This window comes from Ruegeria sp. CG3, from assembly GCF_056537205.1.
The window spans coordinates 278,082-294,434 of sequence record NZ_JBQFRC010000002.1 but is presented as its reverse complement, the minus strand read 5'-3'; the positions used below and the strand labels follow the sequence as shown (position 1 = coordinate 294,434).

The 16,353-nt window shown below is 62.8% G+C and carries 21 protein-coding genes; 12 read left to right on the top strand and 9 right to left on the bottom strand.

Translation table 11 applies throughout. The annotated features are described in order from the left end of the window. Window positions 1–10 precede the first annotated feature (10 nt). Both ACR0NB_RS12030 and ACR0NB_RS12025 read right to left on the bottom strand, forming a co-directional pair. Window positions 11–1,450 carry a sensor histidine kinase gene (locus ACR0NB_RS12030; protein ID WP_480775795.1) on the bottom strand — a complete coding sequence of 480 codons (1,440 nt, stop codon included), beginning with the start codon at window positions 1,448–1,450 and terminating at the stop codon, window positions 11–13. Continuing rightward, window positions 1,447–2,184 (bottom strand): response regulator transcription factor, encoded by a 738-nt coding sequence (locus tag ACR0NB_RS12025; RefSeq protein WP_480775794.1) that lies wholly within the window; start codon window positions 2,182–2,184, stop codon window positions 1,447–1,449. The genes ACR0NB_RS12030 and ACR0NB_RS12025 overlap by 4 nt, the downstream gene beginning before the upstream one ends. 218 nt (window positions 2,185–2,402) lie before the next feature. On the opposite strand from ACR0NB_RS12025, the gene ACR0NB_RS12020 reads away from it, so the two are divergent. The 4 genes from ACR0NB_RS12020 to ACR0NB_RS12005 are packed head-to-tail and all read left to right on the top strand — an operon-like array spanning window position 2,403 to window position 6,570. Continuing rightward, entirely contained in the window at window positions 2,403–3,647 is a 1,245-nt protein-coding gene (locus tag ACR0NB_RS12020; RefSeq protein WP_170360522.1) for an ABC transporter substrate-binding protein, read from the top strand. Window positions 3,648–3,704: 57 nt separating this feature from the next. Further along, window positions 3,705–4,577: a carbohydrate ABC transporter permease gene (locus ACR0NB_RS12015; RefSeq protein WP_480775793.1), complete on the top strand. Its 873-nt coding sequence runs from the start codon at window positions 3,705–3,707 to the stop codon at window positions 4,575–4,577. Continuing rightward, the gene (locus ACR0NB_RS12010) at window positions 4,570–5,469 is read left to right on the top strand and encodes a carbohydrate ABC transporter permease (RefSeq protein WP_170341932.1); all 900 of its coding nucleotides are present in this window, start codon (window positions 4,570–4,572) and stop codon (window positions 5,467–5,469) included. Before ACR0NB_RS12015 ends, ACR0NB_RS12010 begins: the two co-directional genes overlap by 8 nt. Window positions 5,470–5,472: 3 nt before the next feature. After that, on the top strand, window positions 5,473–6,570 hold the full coding sequence (locus tag ACR0NB_RS12005) for an ABC transporter ATP-binding protein (RefSeq protein ID WP_170341040.1): 1,098 nt from the start codon (window positions 5,473–5,475) through the stop codon (window positions 6,568–6,570). Window positions 6,571–6,630: 60 nt separating this feature from the next. On the opposite strand, the gene ACR0NB_RS12000 is transcribed toward ACR0NB_RS12005, so the two are convergent. Continuing rightward, window positions 6,631–7,239 (bottom strand): MlaC/ttg2D family ABC transporter substrate-binding protein, encoded by a 609-nt coding sequence (locus tag ACR0NB_RS12000; protein WP_170364106.1) that lies wholly within the window; start codon window positions 7,237–7,239, stop codon window positions 6,631–6,633. Further along, window positions 7,229–8,056, bottom strand: coding sequence for an MlaA family lipoprotein (locus ACR0NB_RS11995; RefSeq protein WP_480775792.1), 828 nt, complete (start codon window positions 8,054–8,056; stop codon window positions 7,229–7,231). Before ACR0NB_RS11995 ends, ACR0NB_RS12000 begins: the two co-directional genes overlap by 11 nt. 296 nt (window positions 8,057–8,352) lie before the next feature. Here ACR0NB_RS11995 and ACR0NB_RS11990 point away from each other — a divergent pair, with 296 nt between their 5' ends. The 4 genes from ACR0NB_RS11990 to ACR0NB_RS11975 are packed head-to-tail and all read left to right on the top strand — an operon-like array spanning window position 8,353 to window position 11,097. Next, entirely contained in the window at window positions 8,353–8,808 is a 456-nt protein-coding gene (locus ACR0NB_RS11990) for a RidA family protein (protein WP_005980179.1), read from the top strand. After that, window positions 8,805–9,572 (top strand): glycerophosphodiester phosphodiesterase family protein, encoded by a 768-nt coding sequence (locus tag ACR0NB_RS11985; RefSeq protein ID WP_170364672.1) that lies wholly within the window; start codon window positions 8,805–8,807, stop codon window positions 9,570–9,572. The genes ACR0NB_RS11990 and ACR0NB_RS11985 overlap by 4 nt, the downstream gene beginning before the upstream one ends. 47 nt (window positions 9,573–9,619) lie before the next feature. Continuing rightward, a complete protein-coding gene (locus tag ACR0NB_RS11980) occupies window positions 9,620–10,807 on the top strand; it encodes a GNAT family N-acetyltransferase (protein ID WP_480775791.1) in 1,188 nt (395 codons plus the stop codon). Next, window positions 10,804–11,097 carry a 4a-hydroxytetrahydrobiopterin dehydratase gene (locus ACR0NB_RS11975; protein ID WP_170341049.1) on the top strand — a complete coding sequence of 98 codons (294 nt, stop codon included), beginning with the start codon at window positions 10,804–10,806 and terminating at the stop codon, window positions 11,095–11,097. Before ACR0NB_RS11980 ends, ACR0NB_RS11975 begins: the two co-directional genes overlap by 4 nt. On the opposite strand, the gene ACR0NB_RS11970 is transcribed toward ACR0NB_RS11975, so the two are convergent. The 4 genes from ACR0NB_RS11970 to ACR0NB_RS11955 all read right to left on the bottom strand — a co-directional run bounded on the left by ACR0NB_RS11970 (window position 11,094) and on the right by ACR0NB_RS11955 (window position 12,665). After that, window positions 11,094–11,405, bottom strand: coding sequence for a hypothetical protein (locus ACR0NB_RS11970; protein WP_093964392.1), 312 nt, complete (start codon window positions 11,403–11,405; stop codon window positions 11,094–11,096). The two genes, ACR0NB_RS11975 and ACR0NB_RS11970, sit on opposite strands and share 4 nt — an antisense overlap. A 49-nt stretch (window positions 11,406–11,454) precedes the next feature. Continuing rightward, window positions 11,455–11,802, bottom strand: a complete 348-nt coding sequence (locus ACR0NB_RS11965) for an EF-hand domain-containing protein (protein WP_480775790.1) — start codon at window positions 11,800–11,802, stop codon at window positions 11,455–11,457. An 11-nt stretch (window positions 11,803–11,813) separates the two neighbouring features. Further along, window positions 11,814–12,059 carry a glycine zipper 2TM domain-containing protein gene (locus ACR0NB_RS11960; RefSeq protein WP_093964393.1) on the bottom strand — a complete coding sequence of 82 codons (246 nt, stop codon included), beginning with the start codon at window positions 12,057–12,059 and terminating at the stop codon, window positions 11,814–11,816. A gap of 120 nt (window positions 12,060–12,179) precedes the next feature. Then, entirely contained in the window at window positions 12,180–12,665 is a 486-nt protein-coding gene (locus ACR0NB_RS11955; protein ID WP_480775915.1) for a redoxin family protein, read from the bottom strand. 99 nt (window positions 12,666–12,764) lie between these two features. On the opposite strand from ACR0NB_RS11955, the gene ACR0NB_RS11950 reads away from it, so the two are divergent. From ACR0NB_RS11950 to ACR0NB_RS11935, 4 genes are read left to right on the top strand one after another with little or no spacing between them, the layout of a single operon-like run. After that, window positions 12,765–13,976, top strand: coding sequence for an NAD(P)/FAD-dependent oxidoreductase (locus ACR0NB_RS11950; protein WP_480775789.1), 1,212 nt, complete (start codon window positions 12,765–12,767; stop codon window positions 13,974–13,976). Beyond that, window positions 13,973–14,536 carry a 16S rRNA (guanine(966)-N(2))-methyltransferase RsmD gene (gene rsmD / locus ACR0NB_RS11945; protein WP_480775788.1) on the top strand — a complete coding sequence of 188 codons (564 nt, stop codon included), beginning with the start codon at window positions 13,973–13,975 and terminating at the stop codon, window positions 14,534–14,536. The genes ACR0NB_RS11950 and rsmD overlap by 4 nt, the downstream gene beginning before the upstream one ends. Then, window positions 14,529–15,164 (top strand): HAD family hydrolase, encoded by a 636-nt coding sequence (locus tag ACR0NB_RS11940; protein WP_480775787.1) that lies wholly within the window; start codon window positions 14,529–14,531, stop codon window positions 15,162–15,164. The genes rsmD and ACR0NB_RS11940 overlap by 8 nt, the downstream gene beginning before the upstream one ends. A gap of 23 nt (window positions 15,165–15,187) precedes the next feature. After that, the gene (locus ACR0NB_RS11935; RefSeq protein ID WP_170369095.1) at window positions 15,188–15,367 is read left to right on the top strand and encodes a hypothetical protein; all 180 of its coding nucleotides are present in this window, start codon (window positions 15,188–15,190) and stop codon (window positions 15,365–15,367) included. Here ACR0NB_RS11935 and map read toward each other — a convergent pair. Beyond that, a complete protein-coding gene (gene map / locus ACR0NB_RS11930) occupies window positions 15,355–16,167 on the bottom strand; it encodes a type I methionyl aminopeptidase (RefSeq protein WP_480775786.1) in 813 nt (270 codons plus the stop codon). The two genes, ACR0NB_RS11935 and map, sit on opposite strands and share 13 nt — an antisense overlap. Between the last annotated feature and the right edge of the window lie 186 nt (window positions 16,168–16,353).

Below are 16,353 nucleotides of genomic sequence, written 5' to 3'. Positions count from 1 at the left end.
GTGGACGGTCTCAGCGCCGGATTTGCAGCCGTGCCCGCAGACCCTGATCACCCGCTTCAAAGCGCAGCGAGCCGCCATGCTGCTCTGCCACGGTTGCAACGATTGTCAGGCCCAGCCCGAACCCGTCGGACGACCCGATGTTCGAACCGCGCCGGAACGGGGCCATCAGCGCTTCGATGTCCGAGACGGACAAGTTGGTTCCCTTGTCTTCGACGACAATCGTGGCGGTTTCCGCGTCGGTTTCCAGTTCAACCGTTGCGTGGCGCCCGTATTTCAGCGCGTTGTCGATCAGGTTCGTCAACGCCCGTTTCAATGAGATCGGTCGCGCCATGACAAGGATGCGGCGGGTTTCCGGAAGCGAGCCATGCCCGCGCCGCGACATGAAGAGCGACGCCGCGCCCTCTACCTCGACCGGGGCGACTTGTTTCAGGGTCACAGGCAGATCCATGTCCTGATAGTCGGCAACCAGCGACTCGACCAGTGAGGTGAGAGAGATCTGGCGCGGGTCCTCGATGCTCAGTTCCGAGCGGGTGTAGGTCAACACGCTTTCGATCATGCCGGTCATCTGGTCGACATCGGACTCCAGCTTCTCTCGCAATTCGGCGTCCGGAATCAGCGCCGCGCGCAGACGCACGCGGGCCGCTGGCGTCCCAAGGTCGTGGCTGACGCCGGACAGGACCGTGGCACGCTTTTCCAGCTGTGCGCGTTCGTCCTCAAGATGCGTATTGACCGCCGATACGATGTCGCGCAGTTCGGCCGGCCCGGACATGTCGTAACTGTCCGGACCCCCGCTGCGCCGGCGGTCACGCAGCGACTGGGAGAACCGCGAAAAGCTGTCTGTCACATTGCCGACTGATGTCAGAATGATCGCAAGTGCCACGACCGCCAAAAAGATCGCGGGCAGGCGCAGGTCGGCCGGGGCCGCATCGCACCCCCAGACCTGCGTACCGTCGATCTTCTGCCACGCGCCCTGTCCGAACCGGGCCACCAGAATGGGTTCGCTGCAATAGGTGGCCAGCAGGCGTGTCAGGTTGCCCATCTTCTGCGGCCCGGTCTGGTCGCTGCCTGACACGATGTCGGATACCGGATAGACCAGCCGGTCGGACAAGACCGCAAGCGCCAGGTTCCGCCCGCTGAGCGGTGCGGAGCTGTCGGTCAGAATGGACAGGTTGGTCAGAAACCGGCGTCCTGCAAGGTCGGGCAACTGCTCGAATTCACCGGCATCTGCAAGACTTGCGGCCTCGGGCGGCAGTGGCGTGATAAACACGTCGGGATGCGAGGCGCGACCTGTGCGCAGATCTTCGTAGACCGAGAACCCGGCAACATAGGCCCGGGTCAGATAGGCGTCCCAGTTGCGAACGGATGAAAACCACAGTCCTGCCGCCAGCAGCCCGGCAGCAAACGCACCCAGGCTCCAGGCCCAGCCCAGATCCCGCAGGCGCAGGGTCATGCCTCCTGTTCCACGGTGACCTCGCAGGCGAAGACATAGCCGACACCGCGGGCCGTGCGCAGCATCTGCGGATCTTTGGGGTTGGCCTCGATTTTGGAGCGCAGCCGCCCCACCAGAACGTCGATGGCCCGACCCTGCGCTTCGGGCTTGTCACCGGTGCCGGTCACGTCCAGCGCGGCGGCGATCTCGTCGCGGGTCAGCGGAATGTGCGGGTTGGCCAGCAGCACCTTGAGCAACGCGGTTTCGCGCTGCGACAGCGACACCTGGTACCCGTCCGGGGCATGCACCTCGTCGCGTTTGCCGTCATAGACCCATCCGCCAAAGCGGAACGTGCGGATCCGTCGGCGATAGGCCAGCGATGGCGTGCGCCGCGCGCGCTGCATCACCGCGCGCACACGCGCCAGCAGCAGTTGCGGGTTGAACGGCTTGGCGATGTAGTCGTCGGCGCCAACCTCGTACCCGGCCATCCGCTGATGATCGGCAGACAGGGCCGACACGAAGATGATCGGCACGTCCTGCTCGCGGCGCAGGCGGGCGCAGATATCGACTCCGTTCTCGTCACCCAGCATGACGTCCAGAAGGATCAGGTCGATGCGACCTGACTTCAGGTGTGCCTGCACCTCGCGCTCGGTGGCTGCTGGCAGGGCAATGAACCCGTTCTGGTGAAAGAACTGGGTCAACATCGACCGGATTTCCGGATCGTCATCCACAACCAGCAGACGTGGAATGCTCACACTGTTCCTCCCCGATTTCCCCCTCGACGCTGCCCTCAATTGTAACGGACTGCAACAGATTCAAGGTCAACGTAACACGCTGTAACAAAAGGCGGGAAAATTTGCAGCCCGCGCCGGATACATGGGAAATTTGCCATTGCCAGACGGCAAGCGGCTACCGGTAATGTCCCGCATCGCTGCCCCGCGGCAGCAAACAAGGATCTGGGAGGATACCAAACATGAAACGTTTCGCACTCGCCACGGCGTCGTCGCTGGCCGTTCTGGCTGGCACGTCGGTGATGGCCGAACCGCAGGCCGAAGTTCTGCACTGGTGGACATCGGGCGGCGAGGCCAAGTCGGTCGCCGTTCTGCAGGAAGAGTTTGCGGCCAATGGCGGCACCTGGACGGATATGCCCGTTGCAGGCGGCGGCGGAGACGCGGCGATGACCGCGCTGCGCGCCCGCGTTCTGGCCGGCAACGCGCCGACCGCCGTTCAGCTGAAAGGCCCGGCGATCCAGGAATGGTACGAAGAGGGTGTTCTGGCGGACATCTCGAACGTTGCCGAGGCCGAGGGCTGGGCCGAAGTCCTGCCCGCCTCGATCGCGGCGCATATGCAGTGCGAAGGCACCTGGTGTGCCGCACCGGTCAACGTGCACCGCATCGACTGGATCTGGGCAAATGCCGACATCCTGGCCGCCAATGACATCGAGATGCCGACCACCTGGGACGAGTTCAACGCCGCTGCCGAGAAGCTGCAGGCCGCAGGCATCATCCCGCTGGCCCACGGTGGTCAGGCCTGGCAAGACGCAACCGTCTTCGAAGCAGTTGCGCTGGGCATCGGTGGACCCGAGTTCTTCAAGAAGGCCTTTGTCGATCTGGACCCCGAGACTCTGACCTCGGACACGATGGTTCAGATTTTTGACCAGATGCGCACCCTGCGCGGGTTCGTTGATGAGAACTTCTCGGGCCGCGACTGGAACCTGGCCACCGCCATGGTCATGAACGGTGAAGCCGCCTTCCAAATCATGGGTGACTGGGCCAAGGGTGAATTCCTGGCCGCGGGCAAGGTCCCCGGCGAAGACTTCCTGTGCGCCTCGACCCCCGGTGACGGCTATCTGTACAACGTCGACAGCTTTGCCATGTTCGACGTGGACGGCGACGACAAGCGCGCCGGTCAGGAACTGCTGGCCAAGCTGATCGTCGCGCCCAAGTTCCAGGAAGTGTTCAACCTGAACAAGGGTTCGATCCCGGCGCGGACCGACGTGGCGCTGGACAAGTTCGACATCTGCGCCAAGATCTCGGCCGAAGACATGGGCGCTTCGTCCGCCAATGGCTCGCTGCTGCCGTCCTACGCGCATGGCATGGCGCTGCGCGGTGCGCAGGCTGGTGCGATCACCGACGTCGTGACCGCGCATTTCAACTCGGATATGTCCTCGGCTGACGCGGTTCAGCAACTGGCGGACGCGGTGGCAAACAGCTACTGATCCAACACGCTCTGCCCCCTATACTGCGGGGCAGAGCATCTTTCCCCGGAGGAAAAAATGTCCGAATGGCTGGAAAACCACCTTCCAAAGGTGGTGCTGGCACCGTCGTTCATCGCCGTATTGATCTTTGTCTACGGATTTATCGGATGGACCGCCTGGGTGTCGCTGACCCGATCGAAACTGCTGCCGAAATACGAGATCAAGGGCTTCATCCAATATGACCGCCTGTTTGACTCGCCCCGCTGGGACACGGCGATCAACAACCTTTACGTCTTTGGCGCGCTGTTCATCGTGATCGCGATGGTGCTGGGCCTGCTGCTGGCGATCCTGCTGGATCAGAAGATCCGCGTCGAAGGCGCGATCCGTACGATCTACCTGTACCCGATGGCGCTGTCGATGATCGTGACCGGCACCGCGTGGAAGTGGATCCTGAACCCGGGTCTGGGTATCGAGGCCATGGTCCAGGGCTGGGGCTTTCCGAATTTCAAGTTCGACTGGCTGGTGAACCCGGACTACGCGATCTACACGATCGTCATCGCCGCGATCTGGCAGTGTTCGGGTTTTGTCATGGCGCTGTTCCTGGCCGGACTGCGCTCGGTGGATGGTGAGATCATCAAGGCCGCGCAGGTCGATGGCATCCCCACTTGGCGGATCTATACGGCAATCATCATTCCGTCGATGGCTCCGATCTTCCTGTCGGCCTTCATCGTGTTGGCGCACCTTGCGATCAAGAGCTTTGACCTTGTCATTGCCCTGACAGGCGGTGGTCCGGGTTACGCAACCGATTTGCCCGCAACATACATGTACGCGATGGCGTTTTCGCGCGGCGATATCGGCCAGGCGGCGGCGTCCGCGATGATCATGATGCTGGTCGTCTTTGCCATCGTGGTTCCTTACCTCTACTCAGAACTGAGGGCGAAAAATGACTGATCTGTCGATGCCCCAAACCCGAACCCGCAGCCAGAGTGCCACGGGCAAGATTGCCCTGCGTTGGTTGCTGTATGTCCTGCTTGGTCTTTTTGCGCTCTACTACCTGATGCCGCTTTTCGTGATGCTGACCACATCGCTCAAAAGCCTCGAGGAAATTCGTACGGGATCGCTGATCTCACTGCCGCGCGAGGTCAGTCTGGATGCCTGGAAAACCGCCTGGTCAGGCGCCTGCACCGGTATCCAGTGCGAAGGCCTGCGGCCCTATTTCTGGAACTCGGTCCTGATTGCGGTCCCTGCCGTGGCAATCTCGACCCTTCTGGGGGCGTTGAACGGATTTGTCGTCGCGCAGTGGCGTTTCAAAGGGGCCAACATCATCTTTTCTCTGATGCTGTTCGGTTGCTTCATCCCGTTCCAAGTGGTCCTGCTGCCGATGGCGCGTCTGCTGGGCATGATGGGGATCGCCGGAACCATTCCGGGCCTGATCTTCGTCCACGTGATCTATGGGCTTGGCTTCACAACGCTGTTCTTCCGCAACTACTACGTCACCATCCCGGCCGAGCTGACCAAGGCGGCGCGAGTGGATGGTGCCGGGTTCTTTCGGATCTTCTGGTCGATCTTCCTGCCGCTGTCGCTGCCCATCATCGTGGTGACCGTGATCTGGCAGTTCACCCAGATCTGGAACGATTTCCTGTTCGGCGTTTCGTTCAGCCAGGCGGGCACGCAGCCCGTGACCGTGGCGCTCAACAACATCGTCAACTCAACCACCGGCGTCAAAGAGTACAACGTCGACATGGCCGCCGCGATCATCGCGGGGCTGCCGACGCTGCTCGTCTATGTCGTTGCCGGTAAGTATTTCATCCGCGGCCTGACCGCCGGTTCCGTGAAGGGATAACCCATGGCTCCCATCCTCGATATCCAAAACCTGTACAAGAATTACGGCGCAACCGAGATTCTGAAGGACATCAACATCTCGATCGAACCGGGCGACTTCCTGGTGCTGGTCGGCCCTTCCGGCTGTGGCAAGTCGACCCTGCTGAACTGCATCGCCGGGCTCGAGCCGATCTCGGGCGGGACGCTGTCGATTGGCGGCAAGGACATGACTCATGTCAGCCCCAAAGACCGCGACATCGCGATGGTGTTCCAGTCCTACGCCCTGTACCCGACCATGTCGGTGGCCAAGAACATCACCTTTGGCATGAAGGTGCGCGGCGTCGATCAGGCAACTCAGGACGCCAAGCTGAAAGAGGTCGCCTCGCTTCTGCAGATCGAGCCGTTGCTGAACCGCCGCCCCAGCCAATTGTCGGGTGGTCAGCGACAGCGTGTGGCAATGGGCCGGGCTCTGGTGCGTGACCCCAAGCTGTTCCTGTTCGACGAACCGCTTTCAAACCTGGACGCCAAGCTGCGGGTCGAGATGCGGACCGAGATCAAGAAGCTGCATCAGACGCTGGATGCCTCGATCGTCTATGTGACCCATGACCAGATCGAAGCGATGACCCTGGCCACCAAGATCGTGGTGCTGAAGGGCGGCGTGGTGCAGCAGATCGGCACCCCGGCCGAGATATACAATCGCCCCGCCAACCTGTTCGTGGCCGATTTCATGGGCTCGCCGGCGATGAACCTGATCCCGGCGCGGGTCCAGCGCAACGGGACCGGCACGCAGGTCGCCATTGCGCGGGATGGGGCTGACCCGATCGTGCTGACGGATACGCGCGATCTGGACCTGCCCGAAGAAGTGATCCTGGGCCTGCGCCCCGAGGATATCGCTGAATCCGGGTTCCGCGCTGGTGCCGGTGTGCAAGAGGCCGCCTGCCTGGTCGATATGGTCGAACCGGCCGGTGCCGATACCTACGTCGTGTCGGAACTGGGCGGCAAACAGGTCACTGCGCGCCTGCATGCCGAGACCAGTGCCAGGGCCGGTCAGATGCTGAACCTGGCCTTTGACATGAGCAAAGTGTCCTATTTTGCGAAAGCGACGGGCGAACGCCTTAACTGAGCAACGAAAAACGCCGCGCAGGGATCCTGCGCGGCGTCATTATCACTCTGACCGGTTGGTTCAGCCGGTCTTTTTCAGGTCATTGATCAGCTGATCCAGGTTGCCTTTGCGCGCATCCAGCATGGCGCCGATCTCGGTCCTCTCTGTCAGCAGCAGGTTCACCCCTTCGATGAACATGTTGTAGAACTTGTCGCGACCCGACTTGTCCGACACCAGGAAGGTCACTTCGAACGGTGCTTCGCCGCGCAGCTTGACGCTGCTGCGAACCTCGTAGCCGGCCTTGATCTTGCGGGCATTCTTGACGGTGACTTCACCCCCGATGAATTCGCGGAAGCGTCGACCGTATTTGCGCGAGATATACCCTTGGAAAGCCTTGGTGAATTCGCGCATCTGGGCATTGCTGGCGCTGCGGGCGTCGGCGCCCAGCGCATAGCGCGCCATGATCGGAACGTCGGCATATTGCACGAAGATCTTTTCGAAATCGCGCAGCATGGCGCTTTCGGATTTGCCCGACTCGATCACGCGCGTGATGTCGGAAACGACGCTGTTGACCAGTTGTGTCGCGCTGGCCTCGGTCAACGCCAGGGTCTGCTGCGGAAGGCCAGCCACGGCCAGCCCGGCCAGGGCGGTGGCGGCAAAGGTACGGCGGTTCATGGCGTTATTCAGCATAGGGGTCCTCATATGGGTCCTCGTAAGGGTCAAGGTATGGGTCCCTGACCGGGTCGGTGCCGGTATCGGCGTAGGGATCGGAATACAGACCCAGATAGGCATCCTCATCGTCCCTTGCCAGTTCGAACCGGCGGTTTTGCAAATAGATCAGGCGGGCCTGAGCGTAACTGTCTGCGCTTTCGTACAGAATCGAGTCGACCGTGTCCGAGAATCTGCCCCGATCGCCCATCCGCCGTACCACCTCGGCATAGACGCCCAGGTTGTCGGCCGGTCGCGTCGGCGAGAAGTTGATCGGGTTCGAGAACAGGTTGACCACAACGCCGACCGCATCCCGGGTCGTCGAGGGGCCGTAGAACGGCAGTTCGACATAAGCCCCTTCGCCGAAGCCCCAGACATGAAGCGTTTCGCCGAAATCGGTATCAACCTGCGGCAGGTTCAACTCATCCGCCGGTTTGGACAGACCGAACCCGCCCACGGTCGAGTTGATCACGAACCGCAGCAGGGCGTTGCCCGACTGTTTCAGATTGCCCTGCAGCAGATAGTCGACGGCCTGTCCGGGCAACGAGATGTTTTCAGCGAAGTTGTTGAAGCTGGTGACCATCGGGTCGGGTACGATTTTCACATAGCCTTTCGAGGCCGGGCGGAACAGGAACCGGTCGACGCCCAGATTGAACTTGTGAATGCCGCGATTTGCGTTTTCGTAGGGGTCGAAGACCTCGCCGCGGGCCGCTGCGTCCTGGGGCTGCGACGCGCAGGCCGACAGAACCGCGAACAGCGACACTGCGACGATGTGCTTGAAACGGATCCGGTTGGACACGGTCTTGGTTACTCCCGATCGTCCGGATGTAATCCAGCCGGACACTCAATCAATACGTTTTCTCGTTGGCACAACGGACCAATTCAACGGCACATAGTCGTTTCGCACCCGAAAGGAAACTCCTAGCGTTTAACCCGCGCGCCGGACCCGGGTAAAGTGGCCTGCATTCAACACATCCGCATGAGTGGAGACCTGCCCAAATCGCGGGCAAATGCGAAATTGCCGGTTTCCGGCTTTCCGTGGGCGGTGTTCCCGGTTAGCGTCCGCCCGAGTCACATGAAGTTGAGGACAATCACATGAGCATCGCAGCCAAACTGGAATCCCTGGGCGTGACCCTGCCGGACGCCCCTGCACCGGCAGCCAATTACGTGCCGTTCGTGCGGGTGGGCAACATCGTCTATGTGTCGGGTCAGATCTCAAAGGACGATGCGTTGATCACCGGCAAGCTGGGCGCCGATATGGATGTCGCTGCCGGTGCAGCGGCGGCCCGGGTCTGCGCCATCAACCTGCTGGCCCAGGTCAAGGCGGCCTGCGGCGGGGACATCGACAAGCTGGTGCGGGTGATCAAACTGACCGGCTTCGTGAACTCGACCGCCGATTTCACCGACCAGCCGCAGGTGATCAACGGCGCATCGGACTTCCTGGTCGAGGCGCTGGGCGATGCGGGCCGCCATTCGCGCTCGGCCGTCAGCGCCGCGTCGCTGCCGTTGGGCGTGGCCGTCGAGATCGAAGGGATTTTCGAGATCCAATGACACCGTCTCTGCCTCGTGTGTTCATGGGCGCGCCGATCGCGCATCGGGCGTTGCATGACATTCGCCAGAACCGCCCGGAAAACAGCCGGGCGGCCATCCGGGCCGCCATTGCTGCGGGCTACGGGATCGAGATTGACCTGCAGTTGACGTCGGACGGCCATGCCATGGTGTTTCACGACTATGATCTGACGCGCCTGACCGGGCGGCCGGGCGCCATTCAGCAGATCACCCGGGCCGAGGCCGCGGACCTTCCGCTGCTGCACGGGGACGAGGGTATCCCTTCGCTTGAGGAAGTTCTGCAACTGGTGGCCGGCCGCGTGCCGCTGCTGATCGAGTTCAAGGATCAGCACGGTGCGATGGGGCCTGTGGACGGGCGGCTGGAGCAAGACGCGGTCGCGCTGCTGAAGTCCTATGACGGCCCGGTCGCGCTGATGTCATTCAACCCCAACTCGGTGGCCGAGCTGGCCCGGCTTGCGCCGGAGATGCCGCGTGGGTTGACGACCTGTTCCTACAAGCCCGAAGTCGAGCATCTGCCTGCCGAGGTCTGCGACCACCTGCGCGAGATCCCCGATTTCGACCGGGTTGGCGCCAGCTTCATCAGCCACGAGGTGCAGGACCTGTCCCGCCCCCGCGTGGCCGAGTTGAAGGCGCAAGGCGTGCCGATCCTGTGCTGGACGGTGCGCTCGGCCGAACAGGAGGCCGAGGCGCGCAAGGTGGCCGACAACGTGACCTTCGAGAACTATCTGGCCGCCATTCCGGGTTGAACCCGGCTGCCGGCGTCACAGATAGTTCAGGGGACGCAGGAGGGCACATGGACCAGTCACAGATCGAGATACGGGTTCTGTCGGCGCTGGATCAGATCCCGGCGGCCGAATGGGACAGTTGCGCCTGCCCCGAGGCCGCCGACGGCACCCGCCCGCTGGACCCGTTCACCACGCATCGGTTCCTGCGCGCGCTGGAAGACAGCGGCTCGGTCGGGCGGGGCACCGGCTGGCAGCCGCAATACCTGACCGCCTATCTGGACGGCCTGTTGATCGGGGCCGCGCCGATGTTTGCCAAGTCGCATAGCCAGGGCGAGTACATTTTCGATCACAGCTGGGCCCATGCCTATGAAAACGCGGGCGGGCGGTATTACCCGAAATTGCAGATCGCGGTGCCCTTCACCCCGGCCACCGGGCGGCGGTTTCTGACACGGCCCGGCTATGACGGGATCGCCATGTCGGCGCTGGTGCAGGGGGCGGTGCAACTGGCCGCCGACAATCGCCTGTCGTCGCTTCACGTCACCTTCTGCACCCAGGACGAGGCGCTGGCCGGGCAGCAGATGGGCCTGCTGGCGCGCGACTCGCAGCAGTTTCACTGGCTGAACGACGACTATGCCGATTTTGAAGCCTTTCTGACCGCGCTGTCCTCGCGCAAGCGAAAGAACATCCGCAAGGAACGGGCGCAGGCCAATGCCTTTGGCGGCGAAATCCGCACCCTGACCGGCGCCGATCTGCGCCCCGATCACTGGGACGCGTTCTGGGAGTTCTATCAGGACACCGGCGCGCGCAAGTGGGGCTCGCCCTATCTGACGCGACAATTCTTTGACATCGTTCACGAAGCCATGGCCGATGACGTGGCGCTGGTGCTGGCCGAGCGGGGCGGATACCCGATCGCGGGGGCGCTGAACTTCATCGGGCGCAAGACCTTGTTCGGGCGCTATTGGGGCTGCAACGAACATCACCCCTGCCTGCATTTCGAACTGTGCTACTATAGGGCGATCGACTTTGCCATCGCGCATGGTCTTGACCGCGTCGAAGCCGGCGCGCAGGGAGAACACAAGCTGGCGCGGGGTTATCTGCCCACGCGCACGCACAGCCTGCACTGGATCGCCGATCCCGGCTTTGCGGACGCCGTCGCGCGGTATCTCGAGGCCGAGGCCCGCGCGGTGGGGGAAGAGATCGAAATTCTGACGGATTACGGCCCGTTCAGAAAAGCCAACCCGGAGGAACAGCAATGAGCGAACTTCTGTCGACCGAGACCCGTGGCCCGCTGCTGGATCCGCTGTTCAAGAACGGCTGGACCATGGTCAAGGATCGTGACGCGATCACCAAGACCTTTATCTTCGACGATTTTGTCGATGCCTTCGGCTGGATGACCAAAGTGTCGATCTTTGCGGAAAAATGGAACCACCATCCCGAATGGTCCAACGTCTACCGCACGGTCGAGGTGGTGCTGACCACTCATGACGTAGGCGGCCTGTCGTCTCAGGACGCCAAGCTTGCGCGCAAGATGGACAGCCTGCTTTAGCCGCGGTCGCCCCGCGACCCCATGCCCCCAGCCAGCATCGCTACCTCGCCCAGACGGCGGAACTCGGCCGGGGTCACGGTGCCGTCGCTCACGTCGATGTCGCGCGGGATCCCGGCGGTGCGGTTGCCCATCATCCGTACGCTGCGCGCCGCGGGATTGATGTCCAGACAACGCGTCTGATAGCAGGTCAGACCAGCTGTATTGATCTGAATGCGCGCTTGCCCGTCCGGCCCGGTCACGACCGGCGCCTGCGGGACGTCGCACGCTGCCAGCAGAACGACCGCGCCAAGCCAATAAAATACTCTCATGCCTGCGCTCCTGTTGGTCACAGGGTCAGCCGTGCCGCGGCGCCGGGCCTCAATCCAACTGACCGTTCCGGTCTTTGTCCGCAGACAGGAAATCGTCATTCATCTGCGAGTCATACTCTGAGCGAGAGATAGTGTTGTCGCGATTGCGGTCAATCTTCTGGAACATCTTGATATCCATGAACGGCTTGGCCTCGTCCAGACCGAGCGTGCCGTTCTTGTCATCGTCCATTTCCTGATAGGCGTAATCCGAAAAGGCATCAAATTCGTCGCGCGACAGGAAACCGTCGTTGTTGGCGTCGATCGCGTTCAATTCGCGCTCATTCAGTTCGGCCACGCTGTCTGCGGCGGCAGGTGCTGCCATCATCAGGGCCGTCATCAATAGAACCGAGTGTTTCATCCTGGCGCTCCTCAGCATGCGAATCTCTGGCCTTCGACCCCGCCGGCCACGGCGCCGGCTGCGGTCAGAATATCCTTGCCCGACCCACCGCCAAACTGGTTGCCGATGGCGCCGCCGATCAACGCGCCGCCCAAGGTGCCGCCAAGACAGGCGATCTCGTGCTGGCGCGCAGCCTGTTGCTGCGGTGTTGGCGCAGGCCCGCACGCGGTCAACAGCCCCGCGCCGCCCAAAGTAATGACTGCTAGAAATCTTTTCATGAATGAGCTCCCGGTTCCCATGCAGGAACACTGGCACATTCCGAGGGTGCGGGCCAAGTTAATTGGCCTTCATCCAACGTGACCTGTGGCATGGCCCCGGTGCGCACCGGGGCCGTCCTGTCAGATGACTACGAGCAAGCCTTCGCCAGCCGAAATCTCGCAAGCGCCGGGGCTTTCCTCGAGGTTCAGTGCCACGACCTTGCCGTCTTCGACCAGCATCGCATAGCGCTTGGAGCGCGCGATCAGGCCGGCTGGCGGGGCGTCGAAATCCATGCCGATCGCCTTGGTGAATTCCGAGGCCGGATCGGCCAGCATGGTCAGTCCGGCCGCAGTTGCGCCCGTGGCCTCGCCCCAGGCCTTCATCACGAAGGGGTCGTTGACCGACACGCAGATAATCTCGTCCACGCCTTTGGCCGCAAACTGGTCCTTGGTGCGCATGAAGCTGGGCACATGGGCCGAGTGGCAGGTGGGGGTGAACGCGCCGGGCACGGCAAAGATCACCACCTTGCGGCCCTTGACCTTGCTGGAGACCCGCACCTCTTCCGGTCCGTCAGCGCCCATCTGGATCAGGGTTGCTTCGGGCAGGGTGTCGCCGGTTGAAATCATCTTCATGCTCCTGTCGATTGAAATTGCAAACTCGCTCCTTGCCGCAATATAGGTGGGCGGGTGGCACAAGCCACGGGAAATCGACAGGGGGCGGACCAGATGAGCCATATCGTCGTGATCGGAGCCGGGCAGGCGGGGTCATCCCTGGTGGCCGGGCTGCGCAAGGGCGGGTTTGAAGGGGCGATCACTCTGATCGGAGCGGAACCCGTGCTGCCCTATCAGCGTCCGCCGCTGTCCAAGGCCTATCTGCTGGGCGAGATGGAGCTTGAACGTCTGTTCCTGCGTCCCGAAAGTTTCTATGCCGAGAATGACATCACCCTTCGGCTGGGTCAGCAGGTGGACGCGATCGACCCGGCGGCCAAGACCGTGACCATCAGCGGTGAGGTGATCTCCTACGACCAGCTTGCCCTGACCACCGGTTCGCATCCGCGCCGCCTGCCTGCCGCCATCGGTGGAGACCTGGCGGGCGTGCATGTGGTGCGCACGCTGGCCGATGTTGACGCGATGGCCCCCGCCGTCACCCAAGGCGCGCGGGCGCTGATCGTGGGCGGCGGTTACATCGGGCTCGAGGCCGCGGCCGTCTGTGCCAAGCGCGGGGTGCAGGTGAAGCTGGTGGAAATGGCCGACCGTATCCTTCAGCGGGTCGCGGCCCCCGAGACCAGCGACTATTTCCGAGCACTACACAACGCGCATGGCGTGGACATCCGCGAGGGCGTCGGGTTGGAGCGGATCTCCGGCGAGAATGGCAAGGTCACCGGCGCAGTGCTGGGCGACGGGACGGAACTGGCGGTCCATTTCGTGGTCGTGGGCGTGGGCATCGCTCCGGCCACCGAACTGGCCGAGGCGGCCGGGCTTGCCATCGAAAACGGAATCAAAACCGACGCGCAGGGCCGCACCTCTGCCGCCCATATCTGGGCGGCGGGCGATTGCGCCTCGTTCCCCTACAAGGGCCGGCGCATCCGTCTGGAAAGCGTGCCCAACGCCATCGACCAGGCCGAGGTAGTGGCGCAGAACATGCTGGGCGCGGGCAAGGATTACGTGGCCACGCCCTGGTTCTGGTCGGACCAGTATGACGTGAAGCTGCAAATCGCCGGGCTGAACACGCGTTATGACCGGGTCGTAACCCGACCGGGCGAGGGGGCGACCACCTCGTTCTGGTATTACCAGGGCGATCAGTTGCTGGCGGTGGACGCGATGAACGACCCGCGCGCCTACATGGTCGGCAAGCGCCTGATCGACGCGGGCAAGACCGCCGATCCGGCGGTGGTGGCCAACCCCGCAGCGGATCTGAAGCCGCTGCTCAAGGCGTGAGGATCATTGCCGGAGATTTCCGGGGCCGGGCATTGGCCTCGGTCGGCAAGGGGGACGCGGGCGCGCATCTGCGCCCGACCACCGACCGGGTGCGCGAAAGCCTGTTCAACGTGCTGAACCACCTGATCGATTTCGACGGGCTGCGGGTGCTGGACCTATTTGCCGGCACCGGCGCGCTGGGGCTCGAGGCGCTTTCGCGCGGCGCGGCGCATGTCACCTTCGTCGATGACGGGCGGGTGGCGCAGGGGCTGATCCGCAAGAATATCGAGATGACCCGCAGTGCCGACCGCACCGCCCTGATCCGCCGCGATGCGACGCGGCTGGGCGACAATCCCCGGGAACCTTTCGACCTGATCTTCCTCGACCCGCCCTATGGCAAGGAAATGGGGCAAAAGGCGCTGGCGGCGGCGCTGAAGGGCGGCTGGCTGGCCGATGACGCGCTGGTGGTCTGGGAAGAGAACGCCCCGATGGCCGCGCCCGAAGGCTTCACGCTGCACGATGCGCGCAAATACGGCGACACCCATATCTCTCTGATGTGGCGGGACGGAACGCATGTATGATCTGGTAATCTTTGATTGCGACGGTGTCTTGGTCGACAGTGAAACGATCTCCAATCAAGTGATGGTCGACAACCTGGCCGGGTATGGGCTGCACCTGTCGCTGCAGGACTGCATGTCGATGTTCGTGGGCGGCACCATGTCGGGCGTCCGGGACTCGGCTCGCAACATGGGCGCTGACCTGCCCGATGACTGGACCGAGCAGATCTATGCGCAAATCTATGATGTGCTGCGCGCGGGAGTTCCCGTGATTCCGGGAATCCCCGAGTTGCTGCGCCATCTGGAGGAACAGCGCATTCCATTCTGTGTGGCCTCGAACGGACGTCGCGAGAAGATGCAGATCACCTTGGGCCAGAACGGGCTGTGGGACAGGTTCCAGGGCGCGATCTTCTCGGCCCATGAGGTCGGCAGCGCCAAGCCCGAGCCGGGGTTGTTCCAGACCGCAGCCCGACATTTCGGTGCGAAGTCGCCCGTCGTCATCGAGGACAGTGCGAACGGTGTGACCGCCGCGATCCGGGCTCAGATGAGGTGCCTTGCCTATGCGCCGCATGATGACGGCGCACGCATGGCCGGGCTTGGGGCCGAAGTCATCCGTCACATGAAGGACGTGCCGCGGCTTTTGGGTCATTGACCGGCCTGTGCTAGACTGCGGTCATGGATCGCGCACTCTCACGCCCGCTCTGGACCGCCCGGTTCGAGGCGCAGGCCACCTCAGGACCCGAGCCACAGGCTCGGCCCGCACCCGTGTTCATTCAGGACGCGGTGACGCCTTGGGGCCCGGACACCCTGCTGCTAAAGCTTCTGCGCGATCAGGCCGCCGATCAGGAGGAGTAGGTCGGGTGGAACTTGCCGCCTGGTGACAGGGTAAAGATATCTACCCCGTCCGCCGTCACACCTACAGAGTGCTCAAACTGCGCCGACAGCGACTTGTCGCGGGTCACGGCGGTCCAGTCATCGGCCAGCGTCTTGGTCTCGGGACGGCCCAAGTTTACCATCGGCTCGATGGTGAAGAACATACCTTCTTCCAGAACCGCGCCGGTGCCCGGGCGGCCGTAATGCAGCACGTTGGGCGGCGCGTGGAACACGCGGCCAAGCCCGTGCCCGCAGAAATCGCGCACCACGCTCATGCGGTGGGCTTCGACATAAGACTGGATCGCGTGGCCGATGTCACCGAAGGTGTTGCCCGGCTTGACCATCTCAATGCCTTTGAACAGGGCGTCGTGGGTCACCTGGATCAGCCGCTCGGCCTTGCGCGGCAGCTTTCCGGCCACGTACATGCGCGACGTGTCGCCGAACCAGGCGTCGACGATCACGGTCACGTCGATATTCAGGATGTCGCCATCCTTGAGCTTCTTGTCCCCGGGAATCCCGTGGCAGACCACGTGGTTCACGCTGATGCAGCTGGCGTGCTGATAGCCTTTATAACCGATAGTGGCCGATTTCGCGCCGGCGTCCTCGACCATCTGGGTGATGATCCGGTCGATCTCGCCGGTGGTCTGGCCGGGAAAGACATGCTCGGCAATATCATCCAGGATGCGCGCCGCCAGAGCCCCTGCCGCGTGCATGCCGGCAAAGTCAGCCTGTTCGTAGATGCGGATACCGTCCTTCGTCAGACGGCCACGATGCTCTTTCATTCGTGCGGGGCTCCAAAAAATTCTGCGCAGCATCCTTTCTACGCTGCTTGTGCAGAAAGTACCAGAGGGCGCAGGGACGCGGGTGCCTGCCCTGATCTGAATTTGGATGCGGGGGGCGAAACGTCAAGGGACGTTGCCGCGTTTTGCGCGGGTGGTCCGGCCCGGCGTCAAAAGGCCTCGACCGAT